This window comes from Pseudomonas sp. NPDC089422, from assembly GCF_044749405.1.
In the GTDB taxonomy this organism is placed as follows: domain Bacteria; phylum Pseudomonadota; class Gammaproteobacteria; order Pseudomonadales; family Pseudomonadaceae; genus Aquipseudomonas.
The window spans coordinates 98,497-116,053 of sequence record NZ_JBIVHW010000005.1; the positions used below are offsets into that span (position 1 = coordinate 98,497).

General features: G+C 62.6%; 18 protein-coding genes. 4 read left to right on the top strand and 14 right to left on the bottom strand.

Going from position 1 to position 17,557, the window contains the following annotated elements:
* Positions 1-2: 2 nt before the first annotated feature.
* A complete protein-coding gene (gene sdhD / locus ACIPZ8_RS11155; protein WP_027921320.1) occupies positions 3-371 on the bottom strand; it encodes a succinate dehydrogenase, hydrophobic membrane anchor protein in 369 nt (122 codons plus the stop codon).
* A complete protein-coding gene (gene sdhC, locus ACIPZ8_RS11160; RefSeq protein WP_012315350.1) occupies positions 365-751 on the bottom strand; it encodes a succinate dehydrogenase, cytochrome b556 subunit in 387 nt (128 codons plus the stop codon). The genes sdhD and sdhC overlap by 7 nt, the downstream gene beginning before the upstream one ends.
* A 351-nt stretch (positions 752-1,102) precedes the next feature.
* Here sdhC and gltA point away from each other — a divergent pair, with 351 nt between their 5' ends.
* The gene (gene gltA, locus ACIPZ8_RS11165) at positions 1,103-2,392 is read left to right on the top strand and encodes a citrate synthase (RefSeq protein ID WP_400722675.1); all 1,290 of its coding nucleotides are present in this window, start codon (positions 1,103-1,105) and stop codon (positions 2,390-2,392) included.
* Between the two features lie 85 nt (positions 2,393-2,477).
* Here gltA and ACIPZ8_RS11170 read toward each other — a convergent pair whose 3' ends face one another.
* The 9 genes from ACIPZ8_RS11170 to ACIPZ8_RS11210 form a co-directional block, all read right to left on the bottom strand.
* Positions 2,478-3,086: an START domain-containing protein gene (locus ACIPZ8_RS11170; RefSeq protein ID WP_400722678.1), complete on the bottom strand. Its 609-nt coding sequence runs from the start codon at positions 3,084-3,086 to the stop codon at positions 2,478-2,480.
* Positions 3,087-3,116: 30 nt separating this feature from the next.
* Positions 3,117-3,371: a YkgJ family cysteine cluster protein gene (locus tag ACIPZ8_RS11175; RefSeq protein WP_060512817.1), complete on the bottom strand. Its 255-nt coding sequence runs from the start codon at positions 3,369-3,371 to the stop codon at positions 3,117-3,119.
* Between the two features lie 124 nt (positions 3,372-3,495).
* Positions 3,496-3,951 carry a hypothetical protein gene (locus ACIPZ8_RS11180; protein ID WP_400722681.1) on the bottom strand — a complete coding sequence of 152 codons (456 nt, stop codon included), beginning with the start codon at positions 3,949-3,951 and terminating at the stop codon, positions 3,496-3,498.
* A gap of 67 nt (positions 3,952-4,018) precedes the next feature.
* Entirely contained in the window at positions 4,019-5,461 is a 1,443-nt protein-coding gene (locus ACIPZ8_RS11185) for a PLP-dependent aminotransferase family protein (protein WP_027921315.1), read from the bottom strand.
* Positions 5,462-5,658: 197 nt separating this feature from the next.
* Entirely contained in the window at positions 5,659-6,468 is an 810-nt protein-coding gene (locus tag ACIPZ8_RS11190; RefSeq protein ID WP_400723284.1) for an OmpA family protein, read from the bottom strand.
* Positions 6,468-6,821, bottom strand: coding sequence for a DUF4398 domain-containing protein (locus tag ACIPZ8_RS11195; RefSeq protein ID WP_400722684.1), 354 nt, complete (start codon positions 6,819-6,821; stop codon positions 6,468-6,470). The genes ACIPZ8_RS11190 and ACIPZ8_RS11195 overlap by 1 nt, the downstream gene beginning before the upstream one ends.
* Before the next feature lie 9 nt (positions 6,822-6,830).
* On the bottom strand, positions 6,831-7,652 hold the full coding sequence (locus ACIPZ8_RS11200; protein ID WP_400722687.1) for a substrate-binding periplasmic protein: 822 nt from the start codon (positions 7,650-7,652) through the stop codon (positions 6,831-6,833).
* Positions 7,653-7,731: 79 nt separating this feature from the next.
* On the bottom strand, positions 7,732-8,661 hold the full coding sequence (locus tag ACIPZ8_RS11205) for an electron transfer flavoprotein subunit alpha/FixB family protein (protein ID WP_400722690.1): 930 nt from the start codon (positions 8,659-8,661) through the stop codon (positions 7,732-7,734).
* Positions 8,662-9,411, bottom strand: coding sequence for an electron transfer flavoprotein subunit beta/FixA family protein (locus tag ACIPZ8_RS11210; RefSeq protein WP_294337555.1), 750 nt, complete (start codon positions 9,409-9,411; stop codon positions 8,662-8,664). It lies immediately after the preceding gene.
* Between the two features lie 531 nt (positions 9,412-9,942).
* Between ACIPZ8_RS11210 and ACIPZ8_RS11215 the strand changes: the two genes are divergently transcribed.
* Positions 9,943-11,625 carry an electron transfer flavoprotein-ubiquinone oxidoreductase gene (locus tag ACIPZ8_RS11215; RefSeq protein WP_400722693.1) on the top strand — a complete coding sequence of 561 codons (1,683 nt, stop codon included), beginning with the start codon at positions 9,943-9,945 and terminating at the stop codon, positions 11,623-11,625.
* Positions 11,626-11,696: 71 nt separating this feature from the next.
* On the opposite strand, the gene ACIPZ8_RS11220 is transcribed toward ACIPZ8_RS11215, so the two are convergent.
* The 3 genes from ACIPZ8_RS11220 to ACIPZ8_RS11230 all read right to left on the bottom strand — a co-directional run bounded on the left by ACIPZ8_RS11220 (position 11,697) and on the right by ACIPZ8_RS11230 (position 14,219).
* Positions 11,697-13,022, bottom strand: coding sequence for an MFS transporter (locus ACIPZ8_RS11220; protein ID WP_400722696.1), 1,326 nt, complete (start codon positions 13,020-13,022; stop codon positions 11,697-11,699).
* Positions 13,023-13,092: 70 nt separating this feature from the next.
* Positions 13,093-13,572 (bottom strand): histidine kinase, encoded by a 480-nt coding sequence (locus ACIPZ8_RS11225; RefSeq protein WP_400722699.1) that lies wholly within the window; start codon positions 13,570-13,572, stop codon positions 13,093-13,095.
* Positions 13,573-13,742: 170 nt separating this feature from the next.
* A complete protein-coding gene (locus ACIPZ8_RS11230; RefSeq protein WP_400722701.1) occupies positions 13,743-14,219 on the bottom strand; it encodes a sigma-70 family RNA polymerase sigma factor in 477 nt (158 codons plus the stop codon).
* Positions 14,220-14,423: 204 nt separating this feature from the next.
* On the opposite strand from ACIPZ8_RS11230, the gene ACIPZ8_RS11235 reads away from it, so the two are divergent.
* Together ACIPZ8_RS11235 and ACIPZ8_RS11240 are read left to right on the top strand one after the other, a co-directional pair.
* Positions 14,424-15,590: an efflux RND transporter periplasmic adaptor subunit gene (locus ACIPZ8_RS11235; protein WP_400722704.1), complete on the top strand. Its 1,167-nt coding sequence runs from the start codon at positions 14,424-14,426 to the stop codon at positions 15,588-15,590.
* Entirely contained in the window at positions 15,591-17,555 is a 1,965-nt protein-coding gene (locus tag ACIPZ8_RS11240; protein ID WP_400722707.1) for a MacB family efflux pump subunit, read from the top strand.
* Positions 17,556-17,557: the final 2 nt, after the last annotated feature.

The window sequence follows — 17,557 nt, forward strand, 5'->3', positions numbered from 1 at the left end:
GATCAGATACCCCAGAGAATCTGCACACCCCAGACGAAGTAAGCGAACATCGCAACGCCGCATACCGCCTGGAACAGGAAACGAATCGCAGTCGCCGACTTGCCGAACGACATCGGCGTCAGGTAGTCGGTGGCGATGGTCCACATGCCGACCCAGGCGTGAGCGCCCAGGGCAACGAGGGCCAGCAGACTGAAGATCCGCATCGCGTTGTTGGAGAACAGACCATGCCACTGGGTGTAGTCGATGCCTGGATGGCAGACCACGTAGCCGATCAGGAAGATGAAGTAAGCCGCGAGAACGACCGCCGATACGCGCTGCGCCATCCAGTCATAGAGGCCCGAACGCGACAGGTTCGTGACATTGGTTACCATACCCAAACTCCCACCAGAACGATCAGCACCACGGAGATGACGATCACGATTTTCGAGCCCAGCTTGCCGCCTTCCAGCGTCTCACCGATACCCATGTCCATGATCAGGTGGCGTACACCTGCCACGAGGTGATAAAGCAGGGCGGACAGCAGGCCCCAGGTCACGAACTTGGCCAGCGGGCTGGTCAGACACGCCTTCACCTCACCGAAGCCTTCCTCGGAACCCAGCGACTTGCCCAGTGCATAAAGCATGATGGCAAGGCCGAGGAACAGGATGACGCCGGAGATACGGTGCAGAATGGACGTGTACGCAGTGACAGGAAGCTTGATGGTCCTTAGGTCTAGGTTTACAGGTCGTTGGCTTTTCACGGCTTTTTTCACACTGAAGAGCCCCTAGCGAATCAGGGCAAAGTTGTTGGTAAGTGTACTGGTCAGGTACCCACCACCCAGGGAACGGCGACCCCCAGCAGTTCGGGCTTGCAAGCCCCTGGGAGTCGGGTGCCGAGTATAGACAGTTAGGCTGCTTATGACAACGTGACGGGGTAGCCCAAATAGCGCATTGCCTTTAGCGAGCAAAAGGCGTAAATGGGCGAGAAATTCGTGAAAAATCAGGCCTCGAAGGCCGTTTCAACCAGCCTTTAGGCAAATTGACATTCGAATTTACTTCTCTATAGTGGTGCGGGCCCTGCGTGGGGGGCTGTCTGATGATTTCAAGCATTAATAGGAGGCCACATGGCTGACAAAAAAGCGCAGTTGGTCATCGAGGGCGCTGCCCCCGTCGAGCTGCCCATTTTAACCGGCACCGTTGGTCCTGATGTAATCGACGTCCGCGGGTTGGGGGCCACTGGTCACTTCACCTTCGACCCTGGTTTCATGGCGACTGCCTCGTGCGAGTCGAAGATCACCTACATCGACGGCGACAAGGGCGTGCTGCTGCACCGCGGCTACCCGATCGAACAGCTCGCCGAGAAATCGGATTACCTGGAAACCTGCTACCTGCTGCTCAACGGCGAACTGCCGAATGCCGAGCAGAAGGCCCAGTTCGTCAGCACCGTGAAGAACCACACCATGGTTCACGAGCAGCTGAAGTCCTTCTTCAACGGTTTCCGCCGCGACGCTCACCCGATGGCGGTGATGTGCGGCGTGGTCGGCGCCCTGTCGGCGTTCTACCACGACTCCCTGGACATCAATAACCCGCAACACCGCGAAATCTCCGCGGTGCGCCTGGTCGCCAAGATGCCGACCCTGGCCGCGATGGTTTACAAGTACTCCATGGGCCAGCCGATGATGTACCCGCGCAACGACCTGTCGTACGCGGAAAACTTCCTGCACATGATGTTCAACACCCCGTGCGAGATCAAACAGATCAGCCCGGTGCTGGCCAAGGCAATGGACCGGATCTTCATCCTCCACGCCGACCACGAGCAGAACGCCTCCACCTCCACCGTGCGCCTGGCCGGCTCCTCGGGTGCCAACCCGTTCGCCTGTATCGCTGCCGGTATCGCCGCACTGTGGGGCCCGGCCCACGGCGGTGCGAACGAAGCTGTCCTGACCATGCTGGATGAGATTGGCGATGTCTCGAACATCGACAAGTACATCGCCAAGGCCAAGGACAAGAACGACCCGTTCAAACTGATGGGCTTCGGTCACCGTGTCTACAAGAACCGCGACCCACGCGCCACCGTGATGAAGAAGACCTGCGACGAAGTCCTGGGCGAGCTGGGCATCAAGAACGATCCTCAGCTGGAACTGGCCATGCGCCTGGAAGAGATCGCCCTGACCGATCCGTACTTCATCGAGCGCTCGCTGTACCCGAACGTCGACTTCTACTCGGGCATCATCCTGAAGGCGATCGGTATTCCGACCAGCATGTTCACCGTGATCTTCGCCCTGGCACGTACTGTCGGCTGGATCTCGCACTGGAAAGAAATGCTCTCCAGCCCGTACAAGATCGGCCGCCCTCGCCAGCTGTACACCGGCGAACTGCAGCGCGACATCGTCGAGCTGAAGGACCGCAAGTAAGCGCTACGCGCCGAACGCAAAAAGGCTGCCCTCGGGCAGCCTTTTTTATTGACATTGCGCGATCCCCGCGGGATCGCGCCCTAACTCAGTTTTTTTGGGCCAGTTCACGCAACCCTTTGAGGGTATTGAACGGCGAATCGACGACGAACTTGTTGGCCACCATCGCAGGCACGCTACCCCCCGGCTCCGTGTGCACCTGATAGGTCACCTCGGTGTTGTCGCCCTTGGGCACCAGCTTCCAGAAGCCCTGCACCTTCGCCACCCGGACAAAGCCTTTTTCTTCCGGGACGTAGGTCGGCTCTTCGACCAGGTTGCGGGTCAGGCTGCCGTCAGCGCCCTTGACCGTGGTGACATGCAACACGGAATCGCGTGGCGTCACCGGCCATGGCGTATTGAACTGGGTGTAGGTCCAGGTCTGGTCGCCTTCGCGCTTGAGCAGTTTCTGCGACTTGCACTCGTGAATCCACTTGCAAGCCCCGACCACGTCTTCCTGCAGCGCCTGGACCTTGGCCAGCGGCGCCTTGATCAGGGTCACACCCTGGTAGGCCTTGTACTTGGAGCCCGGCACCTCGCTGAGCGAGACCTTGATCCCATCCTCGTCCTTGGCCACCTGCCAGTTTTCAGCCCAGGCAGCTGGCGCCAGCAGGACACCCACGCCACACAGCAGTGCAATACGCTTGAACGATCTCATCATGTTTATCCTTGTTGTCGAAGATCCAGCCTCTCACGCCGCCGTTATTTGCTCCCACCAGCCAAGAATCCTGATTGCCTCGTCGCGATCATTCCCGCACACCTCGATATCCGCCTTGAACCCGCCGCACACCGCCGGCCGTTCAGGCTTGCCGAACAGGTCGCAGAGGTTTTCCGCTGTCAGGTGCAGGCAGCGCTCGCCGGCCGGCTTGCCCTGGGGCATGCGCGGCATCGCCGAGCTGATGGACGGGGCGATGCAGCAGGCACCACAACCCTCACGACAATTCATGGCTGAATCAAGACTCCCTGGAACAAAACGGGACGATCGTCCCTGGATAGTAACCGCTCAAACATACGTTTGAAATTGCTGGCCCGATGAAATCTGCCGTGACCCGACAGTCAGTTGTCGCGGCTCAGTTGCGGAACTGGAAATCGATTGCTGCGCCTTCCACCTCATGGCGACTGTCATTGCGCAACTGCAGCTGCATTTCGTTGCTGATCAGGCGACCGTTGAGCTGGAATGGACTGTCGCTGGTTTCCGGCTTTTCCGTGAACATGGCAGGCAGCAAAGGTTTGCGCCGTGTCGAAGGATCACCCACTTCAGGCTCGAGATCCTTGACCATCTCGGTCGGCAAGCTCAGGTCCAGCTTGGCTTTGGGCAACGGCTGCGTGGCCACCTTGCTGACCGGCTTGGGCTTGGGCTTGGCTTTGGCCTTGCTGGCCGCCGGCTTGGTTTTTGCCACAGGCTTGGCCGCCTTGTCATGCCCCGCTTGCACTTGGGCAGCAGGCTGCGCAGCCTGCACCCCGCCAAAAGGCAGGCAGAACGGCGCAATACAGATCATCAGGGCGACACGACGCAACAGATTCATGGACATCGACAGGCAGGCGGAATTGTAAAAGTGCGTATGCTCCCTGTTCCGCCCGCTGCTGGCAAGCCTACAAAAGCGAGGGCTGCGACTCTCTGCATAATTGCTGGGCCAAAAGCCCAAGCGTGATGACCGCCCGTTCGGCCTCCTTGTTCCACGGAATGCCACAGTTGAGCCGGATGCAGTGGTTGAACTGCTCGGTGTTACTGAAGATCAGCCCGGGCGCGATACTGATACCCTGCTCCAGCGCACGCACATGCAACTCCTGGGTATTGACCCGCCCCGGCAGGCTGACCCAGAGGATGAAACCGCCGGTTGGCCGGGTCATCTGGGTACCTTCCGGGAAGTGTTGCTGAACCGCCAACTGGTAGGCACTGAGGTTCTTGCGATACTCCTGGCGGATATAGCGCAGATGCCGGTCGTAGCCACCGTTTTCCAGGTACGCCGCCACACCCATCTGCGTCACGCTGCACGCCGAGTGGGTGGTGAAGGTCTGCAGGCGCTGGATTTCATCCTGATAACGCCCCGCCACCATCCAGCCGACGCGCACTCCGGGCGAAAGGGTCTTGGAAAAGCTCGAGCAGTAGATGACCCGGTCCAGCCGGTCGAAGGCCTTGAGCGCCTTGGTCTTGCCCTGCTCGAACATCAGTTCGCCGTAGATATCGTCTTCGACGATCTGGATATCGAAGTCCGACGCCAGGCGCAGCAATTGCTTCTGCCGCTCCTCAGGTACCGTGCCACCCAACGGATTGCTCAGGCGCGTGGTCAACACCAGGGCCTTGATCGACCACTGATTGGCGGCCAGCTGCAACGCTTCAAGGCTGATGCCGGTGGATGGGTCACTGGGGATCTCGATCACCTTCAACCCCAGCAGGTCCGCCAACTGCAGAAGCCCGTAATAAGTCGGCGACTCGGCCGCAATCAGGTCACCCGGGCGGGTCAGCACCCGCAGCGACATCTGCAAGGCATCGACACAGCCATGGGTGACGATCACCTCACGCGGGTCGACCAACACGCCAGCATCGCGCATGCGAATCGCGATCTGCCGACGCAGCGGCTCGAAGCCTGGGCTGAACATGTAGCTGAAGGCACGCGGGCTGTGAAAGCGGGTGACCTTGGCAATCTGCTGGTGCAGGGCGCGTACCGGCAGGTAGTCGACGTGCGGCACGGCGGCGCCGAACGGGAACACGCCATCACGGCGCGCCTCGGTCAGTACCTGCTGGATGATACTGGCACGCGTGACCAGGCCAGGGCGCTCGACCCGGGCGATGTCCGGCGTCTGCGCGGTCAGGGCGGGCGTCTGATGCACGTAGTAGCCCGACTGCGGCCGGGCACGGATCAGCCCCTGATCCTCGAGGTTGGCGTAAGCCTGCAACACCGTGGCATGGCTGACGTTGAGCTGGGCGCTCATCTTGCGCACGGACGGTACACGCTCGCCCGGCTGGTAGACACCGCGACGGATGTCATCGGCCAGTTGCTGGGCGATACGCTGGTACAGCAGCAGGTTGGTCATGGCGGTATCTCGACGCGCAGGCGGCTCGTTATTCTTGTACGACTCACTGACGGTAGAGCATACCGTAACAGTTGGAAAGTGTACTGGGACAGATGGCTAAGTAGTCAACAATACCGTTGCGTGACACCTGTCAAAACGACTGATCCATGCGATGCCGATGAAAACTGGGGCTGCTTTGCAGCCCCTTTTCAACGACTTCAGCGCGCCGGCGCGAGTCGACCCTTGTCATCAGAGAAGACGATTTCCACCCGGCGGTTCTGCGCCCTGCCCCGCTCCGACGCATTGGCCTCGATCGGATACTGGTCGCCATAGCCTTCGACCTGCAGGCGTTTCTCATCGATCCCCAGGTCGACCAGCATGTCAGCCACCGACTGGGCACGATCGCGCGACAGCTTGAGGTTGTCTTCTGGCGTACCGGTGCTGTCGGTATAGCCCTCGATCCGCACCACGCGACGCGGATTGAGCTGAAGGAACTGCACCAGCTTGAGCACGGTGCGGCTGGCCGAGTTCTTCAGGTCGGCACTGCCGGTGTCGAACAACACGTCACTCAAGGTCATCACCAGACCTCGGTCGGCCTGCTCCGAGGCCAACGCGGCAATCTGGTTCTCCACCCATTTGCCCTGCTGCTGCACACTGGCCAGCTTGGCCTCACGTAGGGCCAACTGCAGACGCTGGCGTTCGAGGTCGAGCTTGGCCCGACGCTCCTCGCTCAGCGCCAGCTTGGCGTGCTCGCTGGCAATCTCGCTGTAGCGCTGGCTCAGGTAGGCATAATGGCGCACGTCGCTGCCGGTACCGATGTAACCGGAAAGGCGCTCGGCGCGGGACAGCGACTCACCGGCACGGATCACGTCACGCGGGGCGCTGCGCAGCACGTCGGCATCGTCCTTGACCTTCTGGAAGGCCACGGTCGCCTCATCCAGCGCCGCCGAACTGCGCTGGCTGGCACAACCCTGCAAGCCGGCCGTCAGCACCAGCAGTGCCAGCGCGGTTTTCGCATTCAGGCGCATCATGGCTGCACCTCCAGTTGCTTGCGCAGGCGCTTGACCCGCGTTTGCAGCAGTTGAAGCTGCTCTTCGCTCTTCTGGTTCAGCACCTGCGCCTCGGCCAGGCGAGCGTCCAGCTCGGCCTGTTCGGCACGCATGCGTGCGTCACGGTAGTCCTCGGTCAGCATGTTGGTCTTGGCCCGGGCGAACTTGTCTTCGGCCAGCTTCAGTGCCTCGACCTGGTCGGTGGCACCGACCGCCTTGGCCTGCTCCAGCGCCTGCTCGGAAATTCGCATCTGCTCATTGGGCGCCGGGTCATTGGCACAGCCGGCCAGGCCGAGCACGGCCACGGCTAGGATCAGGGATTGGGTTCTCACGCACTCTTCCTAATGTTTTGGGGCGTCCGCCTGCACTTGCATCTGCGCTTTCCAACGCTCGACATTACGTTGCAGCACGGCTTCGGACGCACCGGAGATCGGCAATTCTGTCAGCTTTTTCGCCAATTGCCCACGCAACCACGCGTCATTGCAGGCCGAATTGTGCGACACGGCCAAGTACAGGCCAGGGCGGTCCACTGGCAAGCCGCGCGCGATGAGGTTGTTGCTCATGCCCAGGCTCTGGGTCATGGCCATGCCCGAGTAGCGCCCGGCCAATACATAATCCACCTGGCCCAGCACCAGTTTCTGGAAGGCCTGCGTGAGGTTCTGCGCCGGCACCAGTTTCAGCTGGGCCTTGGCGAAGGCGGTGAACGCCGGGGTCAGGCGCGCACGCTCGGACAGGCTGCCCTGGTATTTGGCCAGGTCGGCCGGGCCTTCGAACTCCAGCGTGCCGTCATGGCGCGTCCAGACCAGGTATTCATTGAGCTGCAAGGGCGGGTGGATGTAGTCCAGCGCAGTCAGCTGCTCCACTTGCATGGGGGTATCGAGCAGCAGGTCCATGCGCCCGCTGCGCACTTCCTCCAGCGCTTGATCGCGGCGACCGGCGCTGAGCACCTCGACTTTCACCCCCAGCTCGCCAAGCACCTGGCGCAGCAGGTCGACGTTGGCACCGATCAGGTGTTTCAGGTCGCTCGGATCTTGCCAGGAATACGGCGGTGCGTCCGGGCTGCCGGTTGCCACCAGCCGCTCGCACTTGCCTGCCGCCATTACCACCGGCGACAGCAGCGCCATCATGCATGCCAGCACCCTGCCCGCTTCGCGCAATACCATCCTTCACTCCTTGCCCGGCAACAAAAAAGCCCGGCCCTCTGTGCTAGGGCCGGGCTTCTTTATAAGTGAAGCAGGCGGATCAGACCAGCTTTTCCAGCTCCGGAACGGCTTCGAACAGGTCAGCGACCAGGCCGTAATCGGCCACCTGGAAGATCGGCGCTTCTTCATCCTTGTTGATCGCGACGATCACCTTGGAGTCCTTCATGCCGGCCAGGTGCTGGATCGCGCCGGAGATACCGACGGCGATGTACAGCTGCGGCGCGACGATCTTGCCGGTCTGGCCGACCTGCATGTCGTTCGGCACGAAGCCGGCGTCGACCGCGGCGCGCGAGGCACCGACGGCAGCGCCGAGCTTGTCGGCCAGGCTGTACAGGTGCTTGAAGTTGTCACCGTTGCCCATGCCACGGCCGCCGGAAACGACGATCTTGGCAGCGGTCAGCTCTGGGCGGTCGGACTTGGCCAGCTCTTCGCCCACGAAGGCAGAGATGCCAGCGTTGTGCGCAGCACCAACCGCTTCAACCGCAGCCGAGCCACCTTCGGCGGCCACGGCGTCGAAGCCGGTGGTACGCACGGTGATGACCTTGATGGCCGCGCTCGATTGCACGGTGGCAATGGCGTTACCGGCGTAGATCGGGCGCTTGAAGGTGTCGGCCGATTCAACCGAGATAATCTCGGAGATCTGGTCGACGTCCAGCAGCGCGGCAACACGCGGCAGGATGTTCTTGCCATTGGTGGTGGCCGGGGCCAGCACGTGGCTGTAGCCCTTGGCCAGCTCGACGATCAGCGGCGCGACATTTTCCGGCAATGCGTGGGCGTAGGCAGCGTTATCGGCAACCAGCACCTTGGCCACGCCAGCGATCTTGGCAGCGGCTTCGGCAACGCCACCGACGTTTGCGCCTGCGACCAGCACGTGCACATCACCACCGATCTTGGCGGCAGCGGCGACAGTGTTCAGGGTGGCCGGGGCTACGGCACCTTTTTCGTGTTCAGCGACAACCAGGATAGTCATTTAGATTACCTTCGCTTCGTTCTTCAGCTTCTCGACCAGTTCGGCCACCGATTTGACCTTGATGCCAGCACTGCGGGCAGCCGGGGCTTCGACTTTCAGGGTCTTGTTGGTGGAGGCGAGGGAAACGCCCAGCGCATCTGGAGTGACGGTCTCCAGCGGCTTCTTCTTGGCCTTCATGATGTTCGGCAGCGACGCGTAGCGTGGCTCGTTCAGGCGCAGGTCGGTGGTGACGATGGCAGGCAGATTCAGCGAAACCGTCTGCAGGCCGCCATCGATTTCACGGGTGACGTTCAGCTTGTCGCCAGCGACTTCGACCTTGGAGGCGAAGGTGCCCTGGGCAAAGCCAGTCAGCGCGGCCAGCATCTGGCCGGTCTGGTTGTTGTCACTGTCGATGGCCTGCTTGCCGAGGATCACCAGCTGCGGCTGCTCCTTGTCGACAACGGCTTTCAGTGCCTTGGCCACAGCCAGGGAGTTCAGCTCGTCAGCGGCTTCAACCAGGATGGCGCGGTCGGCACCCAGGGCCAGGGCAGTACGCAGCTGCTCCTGAGCGGTGGTCGGGCCGACGGAGACGACAACGATCTCGGTCGCAACGCCCTTTTCCTTCAGGCGTACGGCTTCTTCCACGGCGATTTCGCAGAAGGGGTTCATGGACATCTTGACGTTAGCAAGGTCGACGCCGGAGTTGTCCGCCTTGACGCGAACCTTGACGTTGTAGTCGACCACTCGTTTGACAGCTACAAGAACCTTCATGGATTCCTCGTTACTCTCCGGTGAATAGATAGTCGCCAGGGGCAGAGCCCGGCGATGCGCGTGGGTACAAGGGCACCTCTGAAAACGTACCGGCAGGGGCAAACTTCATGGTGACCGAACAGTCTTGTCGCGACTGTTGCGGCAAATACCCACGGGTCATTTTCTGTGGTGGCGTGTAAACTCCACTACAAACCGGCCAAAGGCCGCAAAACCCTGCTCCACACCTGGTCTTTAGAGGTGTACCTGCGCCCGGCTGCAAGCCTACGGCGAACGTAAAACCGCTCGTATCTTGACCGCAACACCCAATCCGGTCAATACGGCAAATCGGTCACCTTCCAGCCGCGTTCCAGTGATTTTACTGGGCTCCGGCAAATTCAAACAAACGTTTGTATTGGACCCGCCAAGTGGTGTAGATATAATGCGCGCCAAGACAAAACGGTGTAGTCCGTCCATTGCGTAGCTACAGTTTCGCGCCAGTGAAGCGCCGCTGCACGCAAGCACCCATAAGACAAAGCAACAGCACGAGCCTTGATGAGTAGGAGAGAACCTGTGGAACGCGAATACATGGAATTCGACGTGGTCATCGTCGGCGCAGGCCCTGCGGGCCTGTCCGCCGCCTGCCGCCTGAAGCAGAAGGCCGCCGAAGCCGGTAGCGAGATCAGCGTCTGCGTGGTGGAAAAAGGCTCCGAAGTAGGTGCTCATATTCTCTCCGGCGCAGTGTTCGAACCCCGCGCCCTGAACGAGCTGTTCCCCGACTGGAAAGAACTCGGCGCACCGCTCAACACCGAAGTGAAGCGCGACGATATCTACGTGCTCAAGGACGCGGGCAGCTCGACCAAGGTCCCGGACCTGTTCGTGCCCAAGACCATGCACAACCACGGCAACTACATCATCTCCCTGGGCAACCTGTGCCGCTGGCTGGCCCAGCAGGCCGAAAACCTGGGCGTGGAAATCTACCCGGGCTTTGCTGCCCAGGAAGCGCTGTTCGACGAAAACGGCGTGGTCCGCGGCATCGTCACCGGTGACCTGGGTGTCGACCGCGAAGGCAATCCAAAGGAAGGCCTGTACACCCCGGGCATGGAACTGCGTGCCAAGTACACCCTGTTCGCCGAAGGCTGCCGCGGCCATATCGGCAAGCAGCTGATCAAGCGCTTCAACCTCGACAGCGAAGCCGACGTCCAGCACTACGGCATCGGCCTGAAGGAAATCTGGGAAATCGACCCGGCCAGGCACGAGCAGGGCCTGGTGGTGCACACCGCTGGCTGGCCGCTGGACGTGACCAGCAAGGACAACACCGGCGGCTCGTTCCTCTACCACCTGGAAAACAACCAGGTGGTGGTCGGCCTGATCGTCGACCTCTCCTACGCCAACCCGTACCTGTCGCCGTTCGACGAATTCCAGCGCCTCAAGCACCACCCGGTGATGAGCCAGTACCTCGAAGGCGGCAAGCGCATCAGCTACGGTGCCCGCGCCATCTGCAAAGGCGGCCTGAACTCGCTGCCGAAAATGGTCTTCAACGGCGGCGCGCTGATCGGTTGCGACCTCGGCACCCTGAACTTCTCGAAGATCAAGGGCAGCCACACCGCCATGAAATCCGGCATGCTCGCCGCCGAGGCCGTAGCCGACGCACTGGCTGCCGGCCGCGAGGGTGGCGATCTGCTCGACGGCTACGTCAGCGCGTTCAAGGCCAGCTGGCTGTACGAAGAACTGTTCGCCAGCCGTAACTTCGGCCCGGCACTGCACAAGTTCGGCCCGCTGTTCGGTGGTGCGTTCAACTATGTCGACCAGAACTGGTTCAACGGCAAGCTGCCGTTCACCCTGCACGACACCAAGCCGGACTACGCCTGCCTCAAGCTTGCCGCCGAGTCGAAGAAGATCGACTACCCGAAACCGGACGGCAAGCTCAGCTTCGACAAGCTCAGCTCGGTATTCCTCTCCAGCACCAACCACGAAGAGGAACAACCTTGCCACCTGAAGCTGACCGACCCGAACGTGCCGATCGCCAGCAACCTGCCGCTGTACGACGAACCGGCCCAGCGCTACTGCCCGGCGGGTGTGTACGAAGTGGTCAGCCAGGAAGACGGCAGCAAGCGTTTCCAGATCAACGCGCAGAACTGCGTGCACTGCAAGACCTGCGACATCAAGGACCCGGCCCAGAACATCACCTGGGTCACCCCTGAAGGCGCTGGCGGGCCGAACTACCCGAACATGTAAGGCCACTGCCCTTGCAGCAACAAAAAGCCCCCGGTTCGTGAGGACCGGGGGCTTTTTCATATCGGCTACTGCTACTTGTCAGCACACATGATCGGCATCGGCTCGGCGGCAAACGCCAATGGCTCACGACGCCCGAAATACAGGGCGGTCAGCAGCCCGACGGTGCCCATGATCAGACAGAAGCCGACGCACACCCACGGGCTCCACGGCATCAGTGCGATCAACGCCAGCGGCGTGATACTGGCCCACAGCGCGTAAGCCACGTTGTACGTGAAGGAAATCCCCGAAACGCGGATCTCGGCCGGGAACAGCCCGACCATCACCGACGGCACCACCCCCACCACACCGCAGGCCAGCCCAGCCAGCGCATAGGCCAGCCAGGTCATGCCCCACTGCCCCACCAGGCTGGCGTACAGCGCACCGATGCCCAGCGGCAGCAGCAGGCTGTAGATCATCAGTGCGCGCCAGGCGCCCAGGCGGTCGACCAGCAACCCGGCCAGCACACAGCCGATATTGAGGAAGACGATGCCCACGCTGCTCAGGGCGAAAGTATGCCCCGCCGTCATACCGAAGCGTTGCTGCATCACCGTCGGGGTAATCACCACCAGTACCACCACTGCGGAAGTCAGTACGCAGGTCAGCAGTGCCGCCGGGATCAACGCCGAGCGGTGCTCGCCCAGCACCCGCCGTAGCGGAAACCTGACCGGTTGCGCCTGGCGCTCACGCAAGGCCAGGAACACCGGAGTCTCGCTGAGCCAGCGGCGCAGCCACACACCGATCACGCCAAACACCCCACCGAGCAGGAACGGGTAACGCCAGGCGTAATCGAGAATTTCCTGCGGCGTGAACAGCTGCGCCAGCAGTGTGGCCGTCAGCGCACCCAGCAGGTAACCGAAGGTCAGCCCCGCCTGCAGAAAGCCCAGGGCATAGCCACGACGCCCGTTTGGCGCATGTTCGGCGACGAAGGTCCACGCACTTGGCACCTCGCCGCCCACTGCGGCGCCTTGCAGGATGCGCAGCGCCAACAGGATCAACGGGGCCGCATAGCCAATGTCGGCATAGGTCGGCATCACCCCGATCAGCAGGCACGGCAAGGCCATCATCAGAATGCTCAGGCTGAACACCCGTTTGCGCCCGAGGTGGTCGGCGAAATGGGCCATCAGGATGCCGCCCAGCGGCCGCGCCAGGTAACCCGTGACAAAGATGCCGAAGCTCTGCAGCAGGCGCAGCCACTCGGGCATTTCCGGCGGAAAGAACAGCTGGCTGAGGATCAGGGCAAAGAACACGAAGATGATGAAATCGTAGATTTCCAGCGCGCCGCCCAGTGCCGCCAGGCCCAGGGTCCGGTGGTCGCCGCGGCTGAACCGGGGCGGGCGAGCGGTATCGATGGCAGTCATGGCAGGGGTCCGCAGATCGGCAAAGGGCAAGAGGATAGCAAATGCCCGCCGCCTTGCCCCAGCAACGCCACTAACGGCTGAAGACGGTGTGGCCGAAGTTTCTCGGCTTGCGCGCATGGACCGCGCCACCCGCCAGCCCGGAAGGCACGGCAATCTTGCCGACCAGTACAGGGCTGTCGATGATCGCCATGAAGGATTGCAGCGCGTCGTTGTCCGGCGCCTGCGGCAGGCTCACGCTGACGGCCTGGCGCTCGGTCTGCGGCACGATAGGCACTTTCAAGTGTTGCGAATGGTAAAGCAGGGCATGCTGGATCTGCGTGCTGACCCGGCAGAAACGTGCCAGGTCGACGCCAGCATGGCTGGCCAGCTCGATGTTGCCCAGCAGCAGGTTGAACGGCTGCAAGGCGCACTGCACCAGGCGCTGCAACTCTTCGAAGGATTCGACCGGGGCAATCCGGTAATAGCCAAGGCCATTGAGCAGTTTTTCCAGCTGCAGGCGCTGGTGCGGGTGCTCGTCGGCAATCAGGATGCGCAGGGTCTTGTTTGTCATTGTCGGACCTGGGCCGTCAGGTGAAAAGGGACAGCTCCCTGACCAAACTGCGCCAGAAACAGGCAACCACCAGGGCTGTACCTGGAGGGGTCAATCTAGATAGTTGTCGGGAAACAGGGAGAAATCAAGTGGCCATCACGCAGAATTTTCACCTGCCCTTCACCTCGCGTTCAGGACTCCCACTGCCGCATGCGCACACGGCAATGCTTCATGGCGTTGACGATGTGCTTTTCCACCAGGCTGCGGGAGATTCCCAGGCGCTCTGCAATCTGCTGATGTGAAAGGCCATCGAGCTTGCGCAACAGAAAGCAGTCCCGGCACACCTGGCTCAGTTCATCCAGAGCCTTCTGCATCAAGGCCAGGCGCTGATCAAGCTGCATGTCGTGCTGCAATTCGGCACTGAGAAAACGCCCATCGGCATCCAGCGCATCCAGGGATTCGGCCTGGCGCACCTGGTGGCGCCGGTGCCGGTCGATCACCAGGTTGAGTGCCGTACGGTAGAGAAACGCTCGCGGATGCTCGATCTGCCCGCTATCGGCCCGCTCCAGCACCCGCAGATAGGCATCATGGGCAACGTCCTCCGCAGCCTGGCGGTTGCCCAGGCGCGCACTCAGGAAGCTCACCAGTTCGCGATAGTAATGTTCCACAACAGCACCTGAAATCGTCCTTGCAACCCACGTGCGGGACTGAGTGATACCGGGCTGTGATAGTACAAATTATAACTATTCTCAGCAACACGCCCTCCGCCCTCGCGTTCAGGCTAAATCCGCCTGGCCAGCCTTCGTTTATCTGGGACTTCGATGCGCACCTCGATTGGCAGCGCGTGACCACTACCCAGGCTGGAAGTCCGCATGAGCCGTTTAACCTCCCCCCGTCGCCCGTTCACCCTTGCCGGCGTGGGTTTGCTGAGCCTGGGCTGCCTGCTGGCCTGGCAAGCCCTGCCCTTCGGCGCGCAACCGCTTGGCACCGTCACGGTCACGCGGGCAGATATCGAAAGCAGCGTGACCGCCCTGGGCACCTTGCAGCCTCGGCGTTACGTGGATGTGGGCGCCCAGGCTTCGGGGCAGATCCGCACGCTGCACGTGGAAGCGGGCGACCCGGTGCGCAAGGGCCAACTGCTGGTCGAGATCGACCCCTCCACCCAACAGGCACGGCTGGATGCCGGGCGCTTCTCGATCGACAACCTCAAGGCCCAGCTCGCCGAACAGCGTGCGCAGTTCGAGCTGGCCAGCCAGCAGCTCAAGCGCCAGCGCGAGCTTGCCGCCGCGGGCGCCACCCGTGATGAGGACGTTCAGGCCGCTGCTGCCCAGCTCAAGGTCACCCAGGCGCGTATCGACATGTTTCAGGCGCAGATTCGCCAGGCCCAGGCCAGCCTGCGCAGCGACGAGGCGGAGCTGGGCTACACGCGCATCTATGCGCCGATGGACGGCACGGTGGTGGCCGTCGATGCCCGTGAAGGCCAGACCCTCAATGCCCAGCAACGCACCCCGCTGATCCTGCGCATCGCCAAGCTGTCACCGATGACCGTGTGGGCCCAGGTGTCCGAAGCCGACATCGGCAAGGTCAAGCCAGGCATGACCGCCTATTTCACCACATTGGCCGGCGGCAAGCGCCGCTGGAGCAGCACGGTGCGGCAGATTCTGCCGATCCCGCCCAAGCCGCTGGAACAAGCCAGCCAGGGCGGTGGCAGCCCGGCCAGCGCCGGCAGCACCAGCAATCAGGTGGTGCAGTACACCGTGCTGCTGGATGTCGACAACCCGGATGGCGCACTGATGGCCGACATGACCACCCAGGTGTTCTTCGTCGCTGGCCAGGCCAGCCAGGTCCTGACCGTGCCACTCGCCGCACTGGACGAAAACGGCGGCCTGTTCATGGCACGGGTGCTCGACCCGCACGGCAAGGTGGTGCAGCGCCAGGTACGCACCGGCCTCAGCGACCGTCTGCGCGTCCAGGTGCTGGACGGGCTCAGCGAGGGTGAGCAACTGTTGATGGGCGCCCCCAGCGCCAGCGGAGGCTGAATGAGCGCGCCGCTGATCGAGCTGGTCGATATCCGCAAATCCTACGGTGGCCACGACAGCCCCAAGGTCGATGTATTGCGCGGCATCAGCCTGAGCATCCACCCCGGCGAGTTCGTCGCCATCGTCGGGGCGTCCGGCTCGGGCAAATCGACTTTGATGAACATACTCGGCTGCCTCGACCGCCCCACTTCAGGCAGCTACCGCTTTGCCGGCAAGAACGTGGCCGAACTGGCCAACGACGAACTGGCCTGGCTGCGCCGCGAGGCGTTCGGCTTCGTGTTCCAGGGTTACCACCTGATCCCATCGGGCTCGGCCCAGGAAAACGTCGAGATGCCCGCCATCTATGCCGGCACGCCTGCCAGCGATCGACATGCCCGCGCCGCCGCCCTGCTCGCCCGCCTGGGCCTGGCCAGCCGCAGCGCCAACCGCCCGCACCAGCTCTCGGGTGGCCAGCAGCAACGGGTGTCGATCGCCCGGGCGCTGATGAACGGTGGCCATATCATCCTCGCCGACGAACCCACGGGGGCGCTCGACAGCCACAGCGGCACCGAAGTCATGGCACTGCTCGACGAACTGGCCAGCCAGGGCCACGTGATCATCCTGATCACCCACGACCACAAGGTGGCGGCGCGGGCACAGCGGGTGATCGAGATCCGCGACGGCCAGATGATCAGCGATACCGTAACCGAGCAAGCGACCCGTGCTGCACCTCAGGGGCTGCAGGCCGATGACCTGCGCCAGCGCCTGGACCGTGGCGCGACCCTGCGCGGGGCCTGGAAAGGCGAGCTGCTCGAAGCCCTGCAAGCCGCCTGGCGGGTCATGTGGGTGAACCGCTTTCGCACTGCCCTGACCCTGCTCGGCATCATCATCGGGGTCGCCTCGGTGGTGGTCATGCTGGCCGTCGGCGAAGGCAGCAAGCGCCAGGTGATGGCGCAGATGGCCGCCTTCGGCTCGAACATCCTCTACCTCAACGGCAAGCCCGCCACACTGGGCGAGCCCGCTGGCATCATTACCCTCGACGATGTCGCCGCGATCGGCCAACTGCCGCAGGTCCGGCAGATCATGCCGGTGCTGGGCGAAAAGGTGATGGTGCGCCATGGCAACCACAGCCAGCGCTTCTATGTGGGCGGCAACAACAACCAGTTCCCGCTGATCTTCAACTGGCCGGCGATCGAAGGGGCGTTCTTCACCGACGCCGACGAAGCCAGTGGCGCAGCAGTGGCCGTGATCGGCCAGAAAGTCCGGGAAAAGATGCTCGCACCTGACCGCGACCCGCTTGGCCAGTACCTGCTGATCGGCAATGTGCCCTTCCAGGTCATTGGCATACTCGCCGGCAAAGGCGCGAGTTCCGGCGACCAGGATGCCGACGGGCGCATCGTGGTGCCCTACTCGGCGGCGGCGATCCGCCTGTTCGGCCTGCGCGACCCCGACTACATCACCGTCGCCGCCGTCGACGCGGCACGGGTCGATGAAACCGAAGCCGCCGTCGACCGCCTGCTGCGCCAGCGCCACCAGGGCCGTCACGACTTCGAACTGACCAACTCGGCCGCGCTGATCCAGGCCGAGGCACGCACCCAGAACAGCCTGTCGCTGATGCTCGGGGCGATTGCCGCTATCTCGCTGCTGGTCGGTGGCATCGGGGTGATGAACATCATGCTCATGACCGTGCGCGAGCGTACCCGCGAAATCGGCATCCGCATGGCCACCGGCGCGCGCCAGCACGACATCCTGCGCCAGTTCCTCAGCGAAGCGGTGATGCTGTCGATGGTCGGCGGCATGGCTGGCATCGGCCTGGCCCTGCTGATCGGCGGCGCATTGATGCTGGGCCAGGTTGCAGTGGCGTTCACCCTGCCCGCCATGCTCGGTGCGTTCTCCTGCGCCGTTCTCACCGGCATCGTGTTCGGCTTCATGCCGGCCCGCAAAGCCGCCCGACTCGACCCGGTCAAAGCCCTCACCAGCGAATAGCC

Bases quoted from the DNA above. Each gene is read 5' to 3' on its own strand.
- sdhD (WP_027921320.1), bottom strand. From the start codon at position 371: ATGGTAACCAATGTCACGAACCTGTCGCGTTCGGGCCTCTATGACTGG.
- gltA (WP_400722675.1), top strand. From the start codon at position 1,103: ATGGCTGACAAAAAAGCGCAGTTGGTCATCGAGGGCGCTGCCCCCGTC.
- ACIPZ8_RS11170 (WP_400722678.1), bottom strand. From the start codon at position 3,086: ATGATGAGATCGTTCAAGCGTATTGCACTGCTGTGTGGCGTGGGTGTC.
- ACIPZ8_RS11175 (WP_060512817.1), bottom strand. From the start codon at position 3,371: ATGAATTGTCGTGAGGGTTGTGGTGCCTGCTGCATCGCCCCGTCCATC.
- ACIPZ8_RS11180 (WP_400722681.1), bottom strand. From the start codon at position 3,951: ATGAATCTGTTGCGTCGTGTCGCCCTGATGATCTGTATTGCGCCGTTC.
- ACIPZ8_RS11185 (WP_027921315.1), bottom strand. From the start codon at position 5,461: ATGACCAACCTGCTGCTGTACCAGCGTATCGCCCAGCAACTGGCCGAT.
- ACIPZ8_RS11190 (WP_400723284.1), bottom strand. From the start codon at position 6,468: ATGCGCCTGAATGCGAAAACCGCGCTGGCACTGCTGGTGCTGACGGCC.
- ACIPZ8_RS11200 (WP_400722687.1), bottom strand. From the start codon at position 7,652: ATGGTATTGCGCGAAGCGGGCAGGGTGCTGGCATGCATGATGGCGCTG.
- ACIPZ8_RS11205 (WP_400722690.1), bottom strand. From the start codon at position 8,661: ATGACTATCCTGGTTGTCGCTGAACACGAAAAAGGTGCCGTAGCCCCG.
- ACIPZ8_RS11210 (WP_294337555.1), bottom strand. From the start codon at position 9,411: ATGAAGGTTCTTGTAGCTGTCAAACGAGTGGTCGACTACAACGTCAAG.
- ACIPZ8_RS11215 (WP_400722693.1), top strand. From the start codon at position 9,943: ATGAGTAGGAGAGAACCTGTGGAACGCGAATACATGGAATTCGACGTG.
- ACIPZ8_RS11220 (WP_400722696.1), bottom strand. From the start codon at position 13,022: ATGACTGCCATCGATACCGCTCGCCCGCCCCGGTTCAGCCGCGGCGAC.
- ACIPZ8_RS11225 (WP_400722699.1), bottom strand. From the start codon at position 13,572: ATGACAAACAAGACCCTGCGCATCCTGATTGCCGACGAGCACCCGCAC.
- ACIPZ8_RS11235 (WP_400722704.1), top strand. From the start codon at position 14,424: ATGAGCCGTTTAACCTCCCCCCGTCGCCCGTTCACCCTTGCCGGCGTG.
- ACIPZ8_RS11240 (WP_400722707.1), top strand. From the start codon at position 15,591: ATGAGCGCGCCGCTGATCGAGCTGGTCGATATCCGCAAATCCTACGGT.